The sequence below is a fragment of the Paraglaciecola sp. genome, from assembly GCF_039964565.1.
Lineage (GTDB): Bacteria > Pseudomonadota > Gammaproteobacteria > Enterobacterales > Alteromonadaceae > Paraglaciecola.
Genome location: NZ_JBDVXF010000002.1, coordinates 66,118 through 83,315 on the forward strand (window position 1 = coordinate 66,118; position 17,198 = coordinate 83,315).

General features: G+C 41.1%; 12 protein-coding genes and 1 pseudogene. 11 read left to right on the forward strand and 2 right to left on the reverse strand.

Annotated elements, in window-relative coordinates:
• The first annotated feature begins 2 nt into the window (after positions 1 to 2).
• The 5 genes from ABJK37_RS00385 to ABJK37_RS00405 all read left to right on the forward strand — a co-directional run bounded on the left by ABJK37_RS00385 (position 3) and on the right by ABJK37_RS00405 (position 8,429).
• Positions 3 to 2,282 (forward strand): FAD-dependent oxidoreductase, encoded by a 2,280-nt coding sequence (locus ABJK37_RS00385; protein WP_348348938.1) that lies wholly within the window; start codon positions 3 to 5, stop codon positions 2,280 to 2,282.
• Entirely contained in the window at positions 2,263 to 4,260 is a 1,998-nt protein-coding gene (locus ABJK37_RS00390) for a sialate O-acetylesterase (protein ID WP_348348940.1), read from the forward strand. The genes ABJK37_RS00385 and ABJK37_RS00390 overlap by 20 nt, the downstream gene beginning before the upstream one ends.
• A gap of 74 nt (positions 4,261 to 4,334) precedes the next feature.
• A complete protein-coding gene (locus tag ABJK37_RS00395; RefSeq protein WP_348348942.1) occupies positions 4,335 to 4,835 on the forward strand; it encodes a regulatory protein RecX in 501 nt (166 codons plus the stop codon).
• A 503-nt stretch (positions 4,836 to 5,338) separates the two neighbouring features.
• Complete coding sequence (locus ABJK37_RS00400) at positions 5,339 to 6,439, forward strand: class I SAM-dependent methyltransferase (protein WP_348348944.1); 1,101 nt, start codon at positions 5,339 to 5,341, stop codon at positions 6,437 to 6,439.
• Between the two features lie 382 nt (positions 6,440 to 6,821).
• On the forward strand, positions 6,822 to 8,429 hold the full coding sequence (locus ABJK37_RS00405) for a serine hydrolase (protein WP_348348946.1): 1,608 nt from the start codon (positions 6,822 to 6,824) through the stop codon (positions 8,427 to 8,429).
• 363 nt (positions 8,430 to 8,792) lie between these two features.
• Here ABJK37_RS00405 and ABJK37_RS00410 read toward each other — a convergent pair whose 3' ends face one another.
• On the reverse strand, positions 8,793 to 9,242 hold the full coding sequence (locus ABJK37_RS00410) for a nuclear transport factor 2 family protein (protein ID WP_348348948.1): 450 nt from the start codon (positions 9,240 to 9,242) through the stop codon (positions 8,793 to 8,795).
• Positions 9,243 to 9,540: 298 nt separating this feature from the next.
• Positions 9,541 to 9,909 (reverse strand): annotated as a pseudogene (locus ABJK37_RS00415) (IS4 family transposase); the annotation flags it as partial.
• A gap of 265 nt (positions 9,910 to 10,174) precedes the next feature.
• On the opposite strand from ABJK37_RS00415, the gene ABJK37_RS00420 reads away from it, so the two are divergent.
• The 6 genes from ABJK37_RS00420 (at position 10,175) to ABJK37_RS00445 (ending at position 17,192) form a co-directional block, all read left to right on the forward strand.
• Positions 10,175 to 11,098, forward strand: a complete 924-nt coding sequence (locus ABJK37_RS00420) for a helix-turn-helix transcriptional regulator (protein WP_348348950.1) — start codon at positions 10,175 to 10,177, stop codon at positions 11,096 to 11,098.
• Between the two features lie 84 nt (positions 11,099 to 11,182).
• Positions 11,183 to 13,384: a TonB-dependent siderophore receptor gene (locus tag ABJK37_RS00425; protein WP_348348952.1), complete on the forward strand. Its 2,202-nt coding sequence runs from the start codon at positions 11,183 to 11,185 to the stop codon at positions 13,382 to 13,384.
• Between the two features lie 16 nt (positions 13,385 to 13,400).
• Positions 13,401 to 14,336: a Fe2+-enterobactin ABC transporter substrate-binding protein gene (gene fepB, locus ABJK37_RS00430; RefSeq protein ID WP_348348954.1), complete on the forward strand. Its 936-nt coding sequence runs from the start codon at positions 13,401 to 13,403 to the stop codon at positions 14,334 to 14,336.
• Complete coding sequence (locus ABJK37_RS00435; RefSeq protein WP_348348956.1) at positions 14,333 to 15,337, forward strand: iron ABC transporter permease; 1,005 nt, start codon at positions 14,333 to 14,335, stop codon at positions 15,335 to 15,337. Before fepB ends, ABJK37_RS00435 begins: the two co-directional genes overlap by 4 nt.
• A complete protein-coding gene (locus ABJK37_RS00440) occupies positions 15,334 to 16,386 on the forward strand; it encodes an iron chelate uptake ABC transporter family permease subunit (protein ID WP_348348958.1) in 1,053 nt (350 codons plus the stop codon). The genes ABJK37_RS00435 and ABJK37_RS00440 overlap by 4 nt, the downstream gene beginning before the upstream one ends.
• Positions 16,383 to 17,192, forward strand: coding sequence for an ABC transporter ATP-binding protein (locus ABJK37_RS00445; protein WP_348348960.1), 810 nt, complete (start codon positions 16,383 to 16,385; stop codon positions 17,190 to 17,192). The genes ABJK37_RS00440 and ABJK37_RS00445 overlap by 4 nt, the downstream gene beginning before the upstream one ends.
• The last annotated feature ends 6 nt before the right edge of the window (positions 17,193 to 17,198 follow it).

Here is a 17,198-nt window from a genome sequence, read left to right on the forward strand (position 1 = left end):
TCATGTATCACGAACTTAGCGAACCACATGGTAGGTCGTCAATCGTTGAGACGATAAAATCAGACCTAGTCGTAGTGGGAGGCGGTATCGCTGGAGTGTGCTGCGCGATATCAGCAGCGCGGGCAGGTGTAAAAGTGACGTTAGTACAAGACCGCCCAGTATTAGGTGGTAATGCTTCTAGCGAAGTACGCTTGTGGGTATTAGGTGCAACTTCCCACATGGGCAATAACAATCGTTGGTCGCGCGAAGGCGGAATAATAGGAGAGTTGTTATTAGAGAATCTGTTTCGAAATAAAGAAGGTAATGCACTGATCTTCGATACCATAATGTTAGAAAAAGTGGCGCAAGAGCGAAACATTACTTTATTGTTAAATACCTCTGTATTTGCCACACATAAGAATACAAATAACGACATTGCCGCAGTAGAGGGTTTCTGTTCTCAAAACGGTAAGTTTTATGATCTCCATGGGAGCTATTTTTGCGATGCCTCGGGAGACGGAATTGTAGCGTTTCAGGCCGGTGCTGAATTTCGTATGGGCGCCGAAGCAACTGACGAATTTTCCGAAAAAATGGCGCCACAACAGCCTGGAAAGGAGCTGTTAGGTCACTCAATATATTTCTATAGTAAAGACGTGGGTAAACCTGTGAAATTCGTTGCCCCTTCCTTTGCATCAATTGACGGCATGACCGAAGATCGTATGAAGCGTATTCGCAGTCAAGATGTTGGACCACGGCTGTGGTGGCTTGAATACGGTGGCAATAGTGAAACGATAGGTGAATCCGAAGAGATTAAATGGCAATTGTGGAAAGTTGTCTATGGGATATGGGATTACATTAAAAATAGCGGTAACTTTGAAAACGTAGATAACCTCACATTAGAGTGGGTTGGCACTATTCCGGGCAAACGCGAAAGCCGTCGTTTTATAGGCCATTCATTTATGACACAGCAAGATGTAGTAGAACAACGTCTGGTAGATGATGCGATCTCTTTTGGGGGATGGGCAATTGACCACCACCCTGGTGACGGAGTTTACAGTAACAAGCCCCCTTGTACTCAATATCACACTAAAGGGGTTTACCAGATCCCATTAGGGGCTTTTGTTAGCAAAGATATCGATAACCTGTTTTTTGCTGGGCGCATCATTAGTACCTCACATATTGCGTTTGGTTCTACCCGTGTGATGGCTACTTGCGGACATGGTGGACAAGCGGTTGGTGAAGCCATTGCCTATTGTCTAAGTCAGAACTGTTCAACTACAGATTTACTGAAGCCCCAACATATTAAAAAGTTACAGCAAAACCTTAACGAGAAAGGACATTTTATTCCTCATGTACCGATGCATCCTCAATATAACCTAGCAACTAAGGCTAAGATCAGTGCCTCAAGTGAACTACTGCTGAGTTGCTTGCCAGATAATGGCCCTTGGCGACCACTGAAGATTTCAGCTGGCCAATTGTTGCCATTACAAAAAGGCACCGCTTATGATTTCAAAGTTAAAGTACGTGCCTTAAAGAACACCACTCTTTGCGCGCAATTGCGCCGCAGTGAAAAAGTAAGCAACTACACCCCTGAGGTCATTGTTGGCCAGCAGAGTTTTGATTTACAAGTTGGCGAACATCAACTCGACATTAAATTTTCTGAAACGCTAGAGCAAGACCAATACGCTATGCTGTGCTTTTTAGCGAACCCAGACTTAGAAATTGCCTGTTCAGCAAATCGTATATCATCACTGGTAGCCGTGTTTAATGGTGTGAACAAAGCAGTGTCAAATACTGGGAAACAAACTGTTGAAGGTGACAAAGGGGTAGAAGAATTCGAATTTTGGACACCAGAAAGACGTCCAGGTGGTCATAACTTTGGCTTATCAATTAATCCGCCGCTTAATTGTTTTACTTCAACCAATCTAACAAATGGTTATACACGGCCTTTTCAACGTAGCAATGTGTGGTGCGCAGCTACGGAGTGCTCTGAAGCTGAATTAACACTGCAATGGCAACAAACACAAAGTATAAGTGAAATAATCTTACATTTTGACGCTGACTTTGACCATGCACTTGAGTCCACACTTTATGGCCACCCAGAAGATCGTGTGCCTTTTTGTGTTGAACATTTTCAAATTTTGAATAATCAAGGTGAAATTCTGTATGAGAAAACGAATAACTATCAAGCAGTAGTTGATTGTGTTTTCACATCACCCATCACGGCAGATAACCTGAAGATTAAGTTTCTGAAAACTCATAAAGATTGTCCGATTTCAGTTTATGAAATCATTGTTAAATAACCTAAACCCTGTGAGGGCGACAGTAACCATTAGCGCAAAAGTACTGGTGTTGATGGCGGTGTTTTCAGCTGATGCGAAAATCACTCTCGCCCCTCAATTTGCTAATGATATGGTGCTGCAACGAGATACCCCCAATATACTGCAGGGGTACGCCGACCAATCTGAATCTATTAGCCTCTATTTAGATGAAAAAAAGTTGCAATCCACTGAAGTCAAACAAGGTGCTTGGCAGCTTACTTTGCCAGCACACCTTGCTGGCGGCCCTCACACCTTGAAGATACAAACATCCACTCAATTGATTGAATTACAAAATGTACTGTTTGGAGATGTATGGCTTGCCTCAGGGCAATCTAACATGGAATACACCCTTGGTACCTCAGGTAGTAACTATTCAACAGAAATACTCTCAGCTAACTTGCCACATATCCGCCAATTTAGAGTAGAGCGCAATGCCGCTTATCACGGACCATTAAGTGCTGTCGCCAAAGGACAATGGACAATCGCCCAAGGACAAGACTTAAGTAAGTTTTCAGCGGTAGGCTACTTCTTTACCAAGCATGTTCACGCTCATACTGGCATACCTATTGGTATAATTAACAACGCATACGCCGGTTCACGTATTCAAGCTTGGTTGAGCGAAAGCGCATTATCGGCCTACCCTAAAGAAGTCAATCTGCTACAGCGCAATAAAAAAACGCGGGAAATAGAGAAGTTACAAACAAGCGATAAAAACCGTTACCAAAGTTGGCAACAAGAGTTAGCGGCGAAGGATCTTGGTTTACGCCATAATTGGTTTGCAGAACACCTTAACGACAGCCAATGGCCATTGGTTTCCGTTCCTGGGTATTGGACCAATCAAGGACAAGAAGCTTTTAGTGGTAGCATGTGGTTTAGGACGACCTTTTTGGTTTCTGCTGAACAAGCTACCCAAGCATCAAGCCTCAAACTTGGTCGCATTGTGGACCAAGACCAAGTTTATATTAATGGCCAAAGGGTTGGCGATACTCAGTATCAGTATCCACAACGCATATATTCTCTCGACTCAGGCGTACTTAAAATTGGCCTAAATCAAATCAGCGTACGAATTGTGTCACACCATACCGGACACGCCGGCTTTGTACCTGCAAAACCTTATCAATTAACATTCAAAGATTCATTGATTTCACTTAGTGGTTTGTGGCGCTATCAGGTGGGTCATCGGATGGCAAAAGCAATGCCTAGTCCTGAATTCAAGACCAATGAACAACCCTCGGTGTTTTATAACGCCATGTTGGCTCCACTCGCTAAGACTCAGTTAAAGGGAGTACTTTGGTATCAAGGTGAAAGCAACGCCAAGGACCCCAACGTATATCAAAAATTATTTCCAGACATGATATCGCAGTGGCGCGCACTGTTTTCTCAGCCAACATTACCTTTTTTGTACGTACAGTTAGCGAACTATTTACAGGCGCGGCACGATCCAAGCATTGCTGGTTGGGCTGATATTCGCGCAGCACAAGCTCAAGGTTTAACTGTAAGTAATACTGCTATGGTAACTGCAATTGACTTAGGTGAATGGAACGACATACATCCCCAAAATAAAGCATCTGTGGGTCAACGCTTGGCGAACGCAGCTCTACAAAAAGTCTATAACAAACCTAGTTTTTCCTACCAAGGGCCAGAGTTAACTTGCGCAGAGCGGGTGGACAAACATCAAATAAAAATACACAGCAAGTTTTCACCGTTAGCGATAAATGGGCCTGACGCCAAAGTACAAGGTTTTGCAATTAGTGCAGATAACGCTAATTACCGTTGGGTAGAAGGAGAGTTACATCCAACTTTTATAATTTTAAAAGTAAAAGAAGCCAATAAATTTGTGAGTGTTAGCTATGCATGGCAAAGCAATCCAACACGGGCAAATTTATCCAATAACCAAGGATTGCCAGCGTACCCAGCTAAATTAGTTATCAACGATCACTGTGAAATGGTTGCAAAGTAGATTAATTTTATTGTTACCGCAATTAACTCTATTATGAGCACTTTAAAGCCATAGTAAAATCGCAGTGCTGAAACATGTTTAAGAAAAAGCAGGATGCAAAGCCTAAGGAAATAACCTACGAACGAGTCAAAGGGTATTACTTGTGGCTAATTGGAAAATATGGCGATTACACGGCAAAAACCTTAATGCAAAAGGCCAACACCTTATTCAAAGAAGACACCTCTTTTAATCAGGAAGCCCTTAACTATCTTATCGAACAAGGCTTTGTTGATGATCTTCGCTATGCTCTACGTTTGACCCAAAACTACGCAGAAAAAAATATTGGCCTCAATAAAATCAAACAGAAACTTTACGCTAAGGGTTTCACATCTCACATAATCAATGAATGTCTAGATTCAATAGATAACACCGAAGACGATTATTTAGATAAAGCCCTTGCACTTAAAATTAAGAAATTCGGAGAGTCCCCTATTGACGATCAAAAACTCAAACAAAAAGCATTGCGACATTTGATTGGCCAAGGATTTTCCTATTCGGTTGCCAACAAAGTGATTCGCTATTCGGGTGAAGAATAACTGCAGAAAAGCAGCTTAGTACCATTAATCCATATTCATCACTACCCACTCAGAATGCCCCAGCCGTTATCATTACCGATTGATATAAAGTAAAAAGCCGCAAAGAATTCACGCATGCAGCAGAATTAAATAGAGTTAACCAGAAGAGTACGGCTAATCCGCTTAAGAACTGGCACCATCAGTGGGTACCTACAAAAATAAAACTAACTACACATCAACATTTTATACATTCGATTTAACTGTCATTATATTCACGTTCCTAACTAGAGAGTATTGTAAATTGCTATGCATTACCCAAATAACATCAGTATTTTCAAGCCTATTGTACTGTTCATGAATTGCGTTTACTCTAATTATTAAACAATCCAATTGGCTGAGTCAGAGTTTTACTAACGGGATTTCAGTACTGATTCAAATGTTTAATTGGAGTTGTCTGTTGCCTAATTGATTACCTTAGACTGCAAACAATTGCGTTTTTTCAGCCTTCATTAATGGAATACACGATGACATTTGATCTTCAACAAGCCAGAAAATTAAATAAATCCTTGCAATCACAACTTCTAGAAACAGAAAACTTGGTTGCGAAACTCGTCATTATTCTTAAACCAATCACTCAATTGAATGAGGTAGAAATCAACCAATTATTGAGGGCTATCGAATCAAACAATCATCAAATTTCCAGAACGCTGGTGCTTATCTCAAGAAAACTACTAGAGACTAGTCACAAAGAGGCTGACCCAGCTATCAAATCCGAATTATCCTTAGCATTGCGCAATGGCAATCAAATACGTAATTGGATGGCCATTTGGCCACAAATTGATAATTTGGTACGGATGCAAATACCTTCCAAACGTCGTAAGTTATTTCATGAAAGCAACGCGGCAAATGACATTACAATCAGCCAACTATCCGCTTTTGACAGCGCCTTTGAAGACCTGCGAATACGAATAAGCAACCAGAGTCAAAGCGCCGACTCTTTGAATCATGGGTGTTTCGCGGATATATCTTTACCAAATAGTGTATTTTTAGAAAACATCCATGCCGCTTACCGTTTACTACTTGCTCAAGGTCAAGCTGCGCAATCTCAATTCATGGATGTTGGCTGCGGAACGGGTATGAAAGTGCTACAAGCGTCCAAATTTTTCAAACAGGTAACAGGGCTAGAATACGATAAAGGTTATGCCAAGATAGCAAAAAAATTACTCACACAAATGTACGTACAAAACTCGCGTATTATTCGTGGAGATGGATTAACCTTCGACGCTTATAAAGATTTTAATCTGGTCTATTTTTATCGGCCCATGCGTGACACAAATTTACTCAAAAAACTGGAAGACCAAATCACTCACTCTGTTACACCAGGTACAATTTTGTTCGCTCCGTATAATCATTTCTACTATCGACATAAAGAGCTAAACTGCGTACCAATCGGAGGTAAGTTGTATTTAGCAAAATCCAGCCAATCGCAGGCAAATGCGTTATGTAGAAAAGCAGAACTCACTGGTACGTTTTTCAATAAACAACATCACCCCGCCCCTACAATTTGGGAGCCAATTATTGAGGTTTCAGGGGATAGAGGGTTTGGGTTAGAACCCGTAAACTGAGAAGACACACTACTTACCTTAGCTACTGAGTAAAATTCCCCCCAAATTCCGTCATCCCTTCTCGCTTCAAGCAGGGATCCACAGTGACAAAATCGAAAAACTCGGTTAAGCATAAACGTATTATCCAACCAATTTATAGGCTTAAGGGCTGATAAAAATATCAGGTTGCTAAAGCGGCACCGGGTGGCAGCTATAGCATCCTCACAAACGCTCATAATTGAGCCTCAAGCACTCCTATTTGATTTTGTGGAGCTCCTGCAGGCTCTGGGCCCATGTATTCGTATTTATAGTAACTCAACCGTTTCTTCCCTAAGAGATTGAATTTACGAAAAAAATTACGCACAATTGCAAGCATAATTTGTTAGCGAGTTGACCCTTGGTTATGAAGTTTTTTGGATTGATTTTCTTATTGTTAGGACTGATACCTAGCGCGGTCGCAAAATGGGATCCTCAAGCCCTTGACGCAACAGTAAAAAACGCCATAGATACGTTTTATACTCCTGGCATGAGCGTGTCTGTTGTGCACCAAAACCAGTTGATATATGCAAAAGGCTTTGGCCTAGCCAACATCGCAAAACAGTTACCTGTGAATGAAAACACTTACTTTCGTTTAGCCTCTACTAGCAAAGCTTTCACAGCCGCAGCCATTGGGGTACTAGTTGATCAAGAAAAGCTCAACTGGAAAGACTTGGTTATCGACCACCTACCCCATTTTAGAATGCAAGACGACTACGCCACTCAACATTTTACTATTGAAGATTTACTCACCCACAAAAGTGGCTTAGTGGGCGGTGCAGGCGACAGTATGATCTGGCCTGAGCCCAGCGGATTTAGCCGGGAAGAAGTAGTCAAAAATTTACGCTATTTAACACCTCGCTATCAATTTAGACAACGCTACGCCTACAGCAATGTGCTGTACATTACCGCAGGTGAAATTGTCGAGAAAATCTCTGGAAAGAGCTTTGAAGACTTTGTTGACCAACACGTATTTAAGCCGTTGGGAATGCAGTGTTACGCCGGCGATATGCCCAAAACAGCGCTGAGTAAAAGCGCCTTGAGCTACGGCCACAGAGACAGCGAGGGAATTTATCCTATTCCACGCAACGCCATTCAAGGTGAAGCGCTGATGTCTGCTGCCGCCGGTGGTATGGTATGCAGCGCAGCAGAAATGAGCAAGTGGGTCAGCGCACTGTTGCATGACGCTAAAATGGATGATGAGCTTAAAAACCTTGGTGAAACAAGCGAACTAATAGAGAGCAGCCAACAGTTACCGTTTTCTAACAAACAGTTAAATAAAATGTGGCAGTCTTATACGATATTGGGCGTGTCAGACACGGATACCGAATGGGATTCAACGTATTTTCGTAACTACGGCCTAGGCTGGCGTTTAAGTAACTACGAAGGCTATAAACATATTTCTCACACTGGCACACTGTCTGGCTATCAGGCTTTTGTTGCCCTTATTCCAGAATTGGAGCTGGGTGTAGTAGTGCTTAATAATGGCTCTAACTACGGCGCGCGCAGCGCCGTTATGCAAACCGTTCTGAAGATGTTTATTGATACCGAGCAAAAAGATTGGGTGGCCGAATATGTGGCTTATCAAGACGAGCGTGAGCAAGCCTATTTATCCCGTGGCGACACCACTCCAAAAGCCCTGGCCAAAGGTACCCTTAGTAATAAACAGGTAGTGGGTACCTATAGTGACCAATGGTTTGGTGACTTTATCATCACTGAACAAGCGACCAACAAAAAGAAAAATGTCCTTCGCATCACCTCCTCTCGAATGGCAAATTTACGCGGCACCCTTAGCGCCTTTCAAGATACAAGCTACAAAATTGAATGGGACAATAAAAATGCAGCTTCCGACGCATTTATGCACTTTGAGTTAGATGTTGAGCGCAAGGTTATTGGTGCTAAACTTCACCCTTTTTCTACCAAAACGTCAAACTCACATGAGTGGCGTGATATGCACTTTTTGAAGGTAGAGTGAAGCAGTTCGTTTCAGAAAAAAGCAGTGAATATATACTAGAAAAAAACAGCTACGCTGTACAGAGAATAGAAATGGCTCAACATTTTCAGAGGACATTTTAATCTTGAGTAAATTGCGTTGAATGTATTGGTAGTTACCTGCGTTTTTCACATAGCTAGAAACGAATAATGACTAAGAAATAGCAGATAAATCCCCCCCACACATTCCGTCATCCCTGCACGCTTTTAGCAGGGATCTAGAGTCGCAACATCAAAATTAAATCCAGCCCATCTTCATTCCTGTCAGTTGGTAACAGCAACCGATTCAAAGACTAAATTTAAAACATTAAAATCTAATCACCGCAGAGCGTTTCGGGCGCACCTGTTAGGGTCGTATACCAGTGTATTGTGCCTGATAGAATAGCCAGCTGCCCTGGGTTTTCTTAAAAGTAAAAGACACCCTCATAGAAAATTTCTGCTCGCTATTTGGGATAATGAACGTTTCTTTTGCGATGACGAATGCATATATTCCATCCAATTTCATCTCTAGTTCACTGACCTCAATTATCGGGCTTTTTTGCCCGTTATCTTTGTGAGACTTATCATAGAACCCCAACACCTCTTTTCTATGGTCAACTTCACCTGCTGGTGAAATTTCCACATAGTCACTATGCAATAACTCTGATAGTGCTTTGTTATCAAATTCACGCTGAGCCGACACCAATTTATCGATCAACAAATGAAACTCAGAAAGATTATCTTTAGGAGCAGCCTGGCTTAGTAATGGCAAAAATAGCGAGACAAAAAATCCGAATTTCACAAGTATCTTAAACATGAATCTACCTTTAGTTAGTTAAAAATTAATCGTTTTAAATGCCAAAGTTGTGTCTCAAAAATAACTTAGATTGACCAATAACACTTGTTATCACTTTGCTTGGTTTAGAAAAGGAGTATACGAGTGGGTTTGATTTAAAATAGAATAAGGAGAGTCCCTGTTTAATGAAACCAGTTTGATGTTTCGAGCCGAGGTTATTCGTAACAAAGCGTAACTGGAATTTCAGAATTACAGTCCCCCATCGTAATTTCTTGTTCGGCAACGCCGATGCTCTCGCACTGTACTTGCTCAAAGCTAAAAGCGTTAGTGAACGCCCTTGAGCGGCAATTGATGCGCGAATAAGAAAATGCTGCTTACGCGTATCCATATCTGACCAATCAACATGAATAATTGGTTGTTTATTTGGGCCAACAATAGCAGTACACATTTGACTGTAAACGAGCGGGATTTCTTGCTGTAAATGAACATTACCGCATAACCTGTCAACACGTTTAATGCGATGTTTTTCATAAGCTCGACTGTCAATGTTACGGCCTAATCCAGTAACAGAAAGTACCCCACCGTTATTGGTGCTTTCAATGGCCGCAAATAAACTCAATCGACAAGTTTTGTGCATGTTTGGTGTGACATTGACCAAGTACTTTGATAAAAGTTGTCTTACATTCATAGTGTTTTCCGTGATTATTTTTGTTTGGCGATAGAATTGCTGACCAAACACTATGAATGTTCACTTTGCTTTCTAATTATCTCATTGTTTTTTTATGTGTATTTCGTGGGGATTCGTCAGGATCTGACCCTATCGATTCTTATTTAGAAAATATAAAGCTAGATTGCCAATAATCTTAATGATAATTATTCTCATTTGTGGCAGTATGACTTTATCATTCTAAAATTAACTACGTTAACCATAATAGCGGTAAAGTCAAAGTGTTATGAAACCCACAGAACTCATTTTTCCTTGGCATTGTTTACATCCAGCGATCGACCAAAATTTAAGGCCTGGTCTCAACTTTCATTTTGGAGATGAAGTGGATACTCGCACCCACCGTTGGTGTGGTGATGTAGATGACCGTTTTCGTTTAATTGTAGTGTTGGAAGGCAAGTTAGATCTGCGCTTTTCTCAGCAAAAAGTTATGTTAAGTAACACAAGTGACGACCCGCTGGCACCAAGTGTTGCATTAGTTTCTATGCATTCTCCTGTCTCATTTACTCGAGAATCATACCAGGGTAATTATTGTCGTCGTATTTCAATTGGTGTCAGTGAGCAATGGTTACAATATGCATTTGCTGGAAACAGCACCGGTATAAAGATGATGCAAGAATGGCAGCATTTAGATGTGGCACTTTGGCAAGCTGACGAGAATATACTGACATTAGCAGAAAATATGCTGCAAAAATGGCAAGGTCAACCAGCGTTAAAAAATATCTACCTTGAAAGTAGAGCGATAGAATTGATGTTAAATGCTTTTACGCATAAGGCTAAGGTGCGTCAGTCAGAAAAAATGGCGCAACCACCTACATTGATAATTCCTGAGCAATGGTTGAGTTTCAGCCAATGGTTGCAAAAAAATGCGATAAACCCTCTTAACATCGAAACGTTAGCAGCACAAATGAGTACCACCGTCAGTACATTACAGCGACAATTTAAACATTATTTTGGACAAACAGTATTTGAATTCATTCAAACATGCCGTCTAGAATTAGCAATGAGAAAACTCTTATCAAATGAAGATTCAATTACACGAGTCGCTTTGGATATAGGTTATGGTAGCAGTGCAAGCTTTTGTACTGCTTTTAAACGCCATTTTGGTATGACACCAACCCAAGCAAGAATAAATAATAATTTGCCGTTTTGACAAAACAGTTTGCCGTTTTGTCAAAAGCAGATAGTTGAAAATAATTAATAATGAGAATTATTATTAATTGCAAAGGTGTCTCTCTTGAAAACAGGTCTATTTTTACCCTCCCCTCGAAAGCTTGCGTTTTCTATTTCGTTAATATTATCCGCTAATGTTTTAGCTCAAGAGTCAAAAGACGAGGCAAAACAATCATCCGATGAAATGGAAATAATAAGAGTGAATGCGTATAAGCCTGCTCATATGATTGAAGCGGCGACAAAAACAACGACACCTTTAATAGAAACACCTCAGTCTGTAGCTGTTATTGACCGTGCTGAGCTTGATGCTCGTGGTGTTAATAACTTAAATGAAGCTGCTCGTTATACTGCGGGAGTATTACCAGAAAGCCAAGGTATAGATAACCGTGTTGATGATTTATATATTCGTGGATTTAATGCGGGTAGCTTCAGTAATAACGTCATGTTAGATGGGCTTCGTGCGCCATCAGACGGTAGTAATAGTTGGAATAGAACGACATTTAATAGCTGGAACTTACAGCAAGTTGAAGTGCTTAAAGGCCCATCTGGTGTACTTTATGGTCAAATAAGTCCAGGTGGTTTTGTTAATCAAGTGAGTAAGTTACCACAGGAAGGGTTGGCTCAAGTTACCCGCTTTGGCGCAGATAATAATGGCCGTTTACAAGCCGCGTTTGATTTTAGCGGTGGTGAGACTCAAAATTCTTTATGGCGTTTAGTGGGAATGATTGGTGACGGTGACACCCAAATCGATGAAGTCGAGCATCAACAATGGTTTATTGCCCCGAGTACTAGTTTTGGATTTAATTCAGGTGACACAAAACTTACCTTGTTGGGCATTTATCAAAAAGATAATGGCGGGAGCACGTTTCAGTTTTATCCTTATCAAGGATCTGTTATTCCTGCCGCAGAAGGTTATATCGGTAATTCGACATTTTTAGGTGAACCAGACTGGAATACCTACGACCGAATGGTATGGTCGGCTGGTTGGTTATTTAGTCATAAACTCAATGATACGTGGTCATTAGAGCAAAGCGCTCGTTTTACTCATGTTGACTCTCTTTATCAAACAACCGTTGGTTATGGTGTACGCGGTGCATCCGTTGAAAACGTGAATAATTTAGTTGATGGACGTATTTTAGGACGTCGTGCGGTACAAGGTTTAGGTGACTCAGATGCGCAAACTATAGATACGCGTTTACATGGTAATTTTAATACCGGCGAACTAAAACACGCATTATTATTTGGTGTAGATTATCAAAAAACGGACTGGGATTTTCATCGAGAAATGGCCGTAGTTGATCCAGATGCTATTGCGATTGACGTTTTTGCACCTGAGTATAGTTATTTTGATTTTGCTTCGATACTACAACCACAAATTTCGACGGTAGAAACTGATAAACAAACAGGTTTATACATACAGGATCAATTAGCCTTTAATAATTGGCGTATTACGTTAGGTGGCCGTTATGATGACTATACTATTGAGTCGACTAATCGTCTAAACCAAGACTTAGCAGAAGTAGAAGAGGATGCATTTACCGGGCGTGGAGGTATATCATATTTATTAGGCAAAGAGTTTGTACCTTATGTTAGCTATTCTGAATCATTTCAACCTGCAACAGGGACTGACCGCAGTGGTAATACATTTAAACCGGTAACAGGATCTCAATGGGAGGCGGGCCTAAAATATGCGCCTGATTCGATTGAGGGTATGGTAACGGTATCGCTATTTGATTTACGTCAACAAAATATTCTCACATCAGATCCATTAAATGAATCTGATGAGATATTTCAAATACAAAGCGGTGAAGCAAAAATAGTAGGCTTTGAACTTGAAGGGCGGGTCACGCCAAAAGAAGGGATTAGTATTATTGGTGCGGCAACTCGCTTCTCTTCAAAGTTGACTAAGGATAACGATGGTAATCAAGGTAACCGCATGAGTAGAGTACCTGACTGGACTGTGTCTTTGTGGATGGATTACGAGCCTCAGTTTGATACTTTAACAGGGTTAAGCGTTGCACTTGGTGGCAGATATGTTGGCCAAAGCTATGGTGATTTAGCTAACACTCTAGATATAGATTCTTACTCACTAATAGATGCTGCATTACGCTATGACTTTGGTGAATTTAATGATGTCGACGTAAAGTTTGCTTTTAATGCGTCTAACTTAACAAATAAACGTTATGTGGCAACGTGTTCGGCACTTACTGCTTGTTATTATGGCTCAGGCCGTAAGCTTGATGCAACGTTAACATTATCTTGGTAATAAAATAGGAATATAGATGCGCGTCTCTAAAGTTATATTGTTTATTTTCACGGTTGTTATTACATTGTTGAATGGGCAGTATTCTTATGCTGACCTGTGGCCTCGAACACTGGTTGGCGCTGATGGGCAATCATTAACGTTGTCTCAAGCACCGAAGAGAATATTGTCTACGTCGGTAACGGTAACCGGTACTTTACTTGCGATAAAGGCTCCGGTTGTCGCAAGTGCGTCAGATATTAACGGTAAGTTTTTTTCTCAATGGCGTAACGTTGCAATACAGCGAAAAGTACAAAACTTATGGCCCGCAGGACGGATTAATTTAGAGGCGGCATATACCGTAGCGCCAGATCTTATTATTGTCTCTAAAACAGGCGCTGACTCAGCAATGGCTCATATTGAGTTATTGAAGGCAATTGCGCCGGTGCTTGTGGTGGATTATGGCAGTTATAATTGGCAAACATTGGCCAATTCTATCGGGCAAGCGATAGGGATGGAGGTAGAGGCAAATCAATTAATAGAAAATTTTGAACAGCAAATAAAACAAGTCAATGAAAACATTGCTGTACCGTCAGGGAAAGTTAATATTATTAGCTATAACGGTTCAGGTATGGCAAACCCTGTTGGAACAGATACAGGTAGCCACGGTAGCCTTTTAACTTCTTTAGGTTTTACCTTGGAGTCCCCCCCTAATAAATGGGATGCTAGCTTTGCTCGTTCAGGTGATTTTATTCGAGTTGAATTTGAGCAGTTAACTCAATTACAAGCCCAATCAACCTTTTTACTTCGAAGAGCGCCAGAAGATACTGCGGGGTTTTTAAGTGAACCTATTTTGCAAAATTTACCTTCAGTAAAGCAAAAACAGGTTTGGGGCTTAGGTAGTAACTCATTTAGAATTGATTATTATAGTGCAGTTGAAGTGTTAAATAACATTAAAACTATTTTTACTCCATGAGCCGTAAATACTCGCCTTCTACCATATTATACTGCGGTTTATTTGTTACATTTATTGCTTTAGTGATCAGTGTATGTGTCGGCTCTAAAGCTATTTCATTGAGTACGACCGTAGAAGCATTTACGGCATTTTCTGCTGCAAATACCGACCATTTACTGGTGCAAGAATTACGCTTGCCTAGAACATTTGTAGCTTTGTGTAGTGGTAGTGCATTAGCTATGGCGGGGTTATTAATACAAACTCTTACGCGTAACCCTTTAGCCGATCCTGGTTTATTGGGTATTAATGCTGGCGCCAGTTTGGCGATAGTGGCGAGCTTAGCTTTATTTAAAACTGCGTCAGTGTCATTACAGATGGCCGCAGGTTTTATTGGCGCCTGTGTGTGTGCTTTGTTGATTGTGGGTGTTGGTTTTAGTGGTAACCGAGCCTCTATTGCTCGATTGATTATTGCAGGTGTCGCTTTTTCAGCAGTTTTTTTGTCGATTAGCCAATTGATTTTAACATCGAGCGATTTACTTGTGTTCGAACAGTTTCGCCATTGGCTAGTTGGGACAGCCGCAGGACGAGGTTACGATGTGCTTTGGCCTTTGCTTGTGGCTTCCCTTGCTGGAATGATGATTTCACTCTATTTGGCTCCGGCACTAAATGCGTTTGTTTTAGGACAAGATATCAGCCAAGCGCTTGGTGTCAGCCTAACTCGAGTCTCTTTACTGGCATTATTAGCCATTACACTATTGGCTGGTGGGGCGACTGCCGCGATTGGACCTATAGCGTTTATTGGCTTAACCATTCCCCATTTTGCTCGTCGAGCCATGGGCAATAGGCATCATTTTCAGCTTTTGTTTTGTGCTTTGTTTGGTGGTGTTGCATTGGTGATAACAGACACGCTAGGGCGAGTTATTGCCTCGCCAGGAGAAGTCAGCACAGGTGTAATGATGGCATTACTTGGTGGTCCATTCTTTATTTATTTAGTCCGTCATAAACGGGTTACCGCGCTATGAAAAAACAAGGGATAGTGCAAGGAAAAGTTGCCGGAAAAAGCTATGCGTTTACCTTTAACTATAGAGTTGTGTATATCAGCCTTATGTTAATTGGCCTATTGACGTTACTGATGGCCATTGCGGTATCTCATGGTAGTGAAATACTTAACCAAAGTGTTTTGTATCAAGCGATATTAGGTTCATCTTTGTCATCATTACAACAGCATATATTAATTGATGTACGTTTACCTCGTTTGATAACCACAATATTTTCTGGTGCCGCTTTTGGTGCGGCGGGGGCTATTTTTCAGTCTATCTCTCGCAACCCTTTAGGCTCTCCAGATATTTTAGGTTTTACTTCTGGTGCGGCAACAGGAGCGGTATTTCATATTGTCTTTATTAGTCAGGATCCACTGGGCGTTGTTTGTTTTACGTTAATTGGAGGATTTATCAGTGCAGGCTTAATTTATGTTTTGGCTTTACGAGGCCAACATGTAAGTAGTTTGCGCTTAATACTAATTGGTATTGGTGTTGGAGCCACACTGACTTCATTAACGAGCCTGATTTTAGTAAAAGGTGATTTAGACAATGCTATGTTAGCAACCTTATGGTTGTCAGGCTCACTTGATGGTAGGCATTGGAGCCATGCTACTATTGCTTTTTATGGCTGTATCTGTGCTATTCCGGTATTACTTAGCCAGCGTCGTGCGCTGCAAATGGCAGAAATGGGTGACACCTTAGCCTCTAATTTAGGGGTTAATATTCAATTAAGCCGAAAAATTAGCTTAGCATTTTCTGTTATTTTAGTGTCATTGGCTACTGCTGCTGTTGGACCAGTGGCTTTTATCGCGCTGGTGGCACCGCATGTATCAGCTCGGCTTATTGGCCGTCATTACTTACCTATTATGACGAGTGCTTTTATAGGCGCTTTACTGCTTTTAATGGCAGATTTACTGACTCAAAAGCTCTCATTTATTGCTCAATTACCTGTTGGTAGAGTCACTGCCATTGTTGGTGGGATATACCTAATAGGTCTCTTATTATTTAATTCAAATGGAAGTAAACGGTGAGCTCTCCAGAATATAAATCAATACTTGATATACATGATCTGACATTAGGTTACGGTGATAATATCATACTTAATCAATTATTTCTGCGCATACCTGAGGGTAAAGTCAGTGTGATAATTGGTCCAAATGGCAGTGGCAAATCGACGTTATTAAAGGCGTTGTCAGGAGCTATATCGCCTGATAGTGGACAGGTTAATTTACACAATAAAAATATCAGTAAGCTCTCACCTAAAGCGCGTGCAAGATCACTAAGCTTACTACCTCAAGTCAATACCGCCCCAGATGGCATCACCGTTAGAGAGCTTGTAGAACGTGGCCGTTATGCGTATCAAACGTGGTATAGGCAATGGCACAAAGATGATCAGCATGCTGTTGATAACGCATTGCAATATACCGACCTTTCTCATCAAGCTGAACGACCCATGCAAGAATTATCTGGCGGGCAAAAACAAAGAGCATGGCTGGCGTTGGTATTAGCACAAAACACGCCTCTTTTATTATTAGATGAGCCGACCACTTACTTAGATATTGGTCATCAGATCGAGGTACTTAACGTATGTCAAAACTTAAACAAACATCAGGGACGTACCATCGTTATGGTTCTGCATGATCTTAATTTAGCGGCCCGGTATGCGGACTTTATGATCGCGATGAAAGACGGAAACATTATTGCAACAGGTACACCACAAGATGTGGTAGTAAGTAGTATTATTAATAAGTTGTTTAATTTACCCAATCTCATTATTTCTGATCCTGTTAGCCATACGCCTTTGGTTGTTCCACAACTATCACAAGCACACAAGTAGGTATAA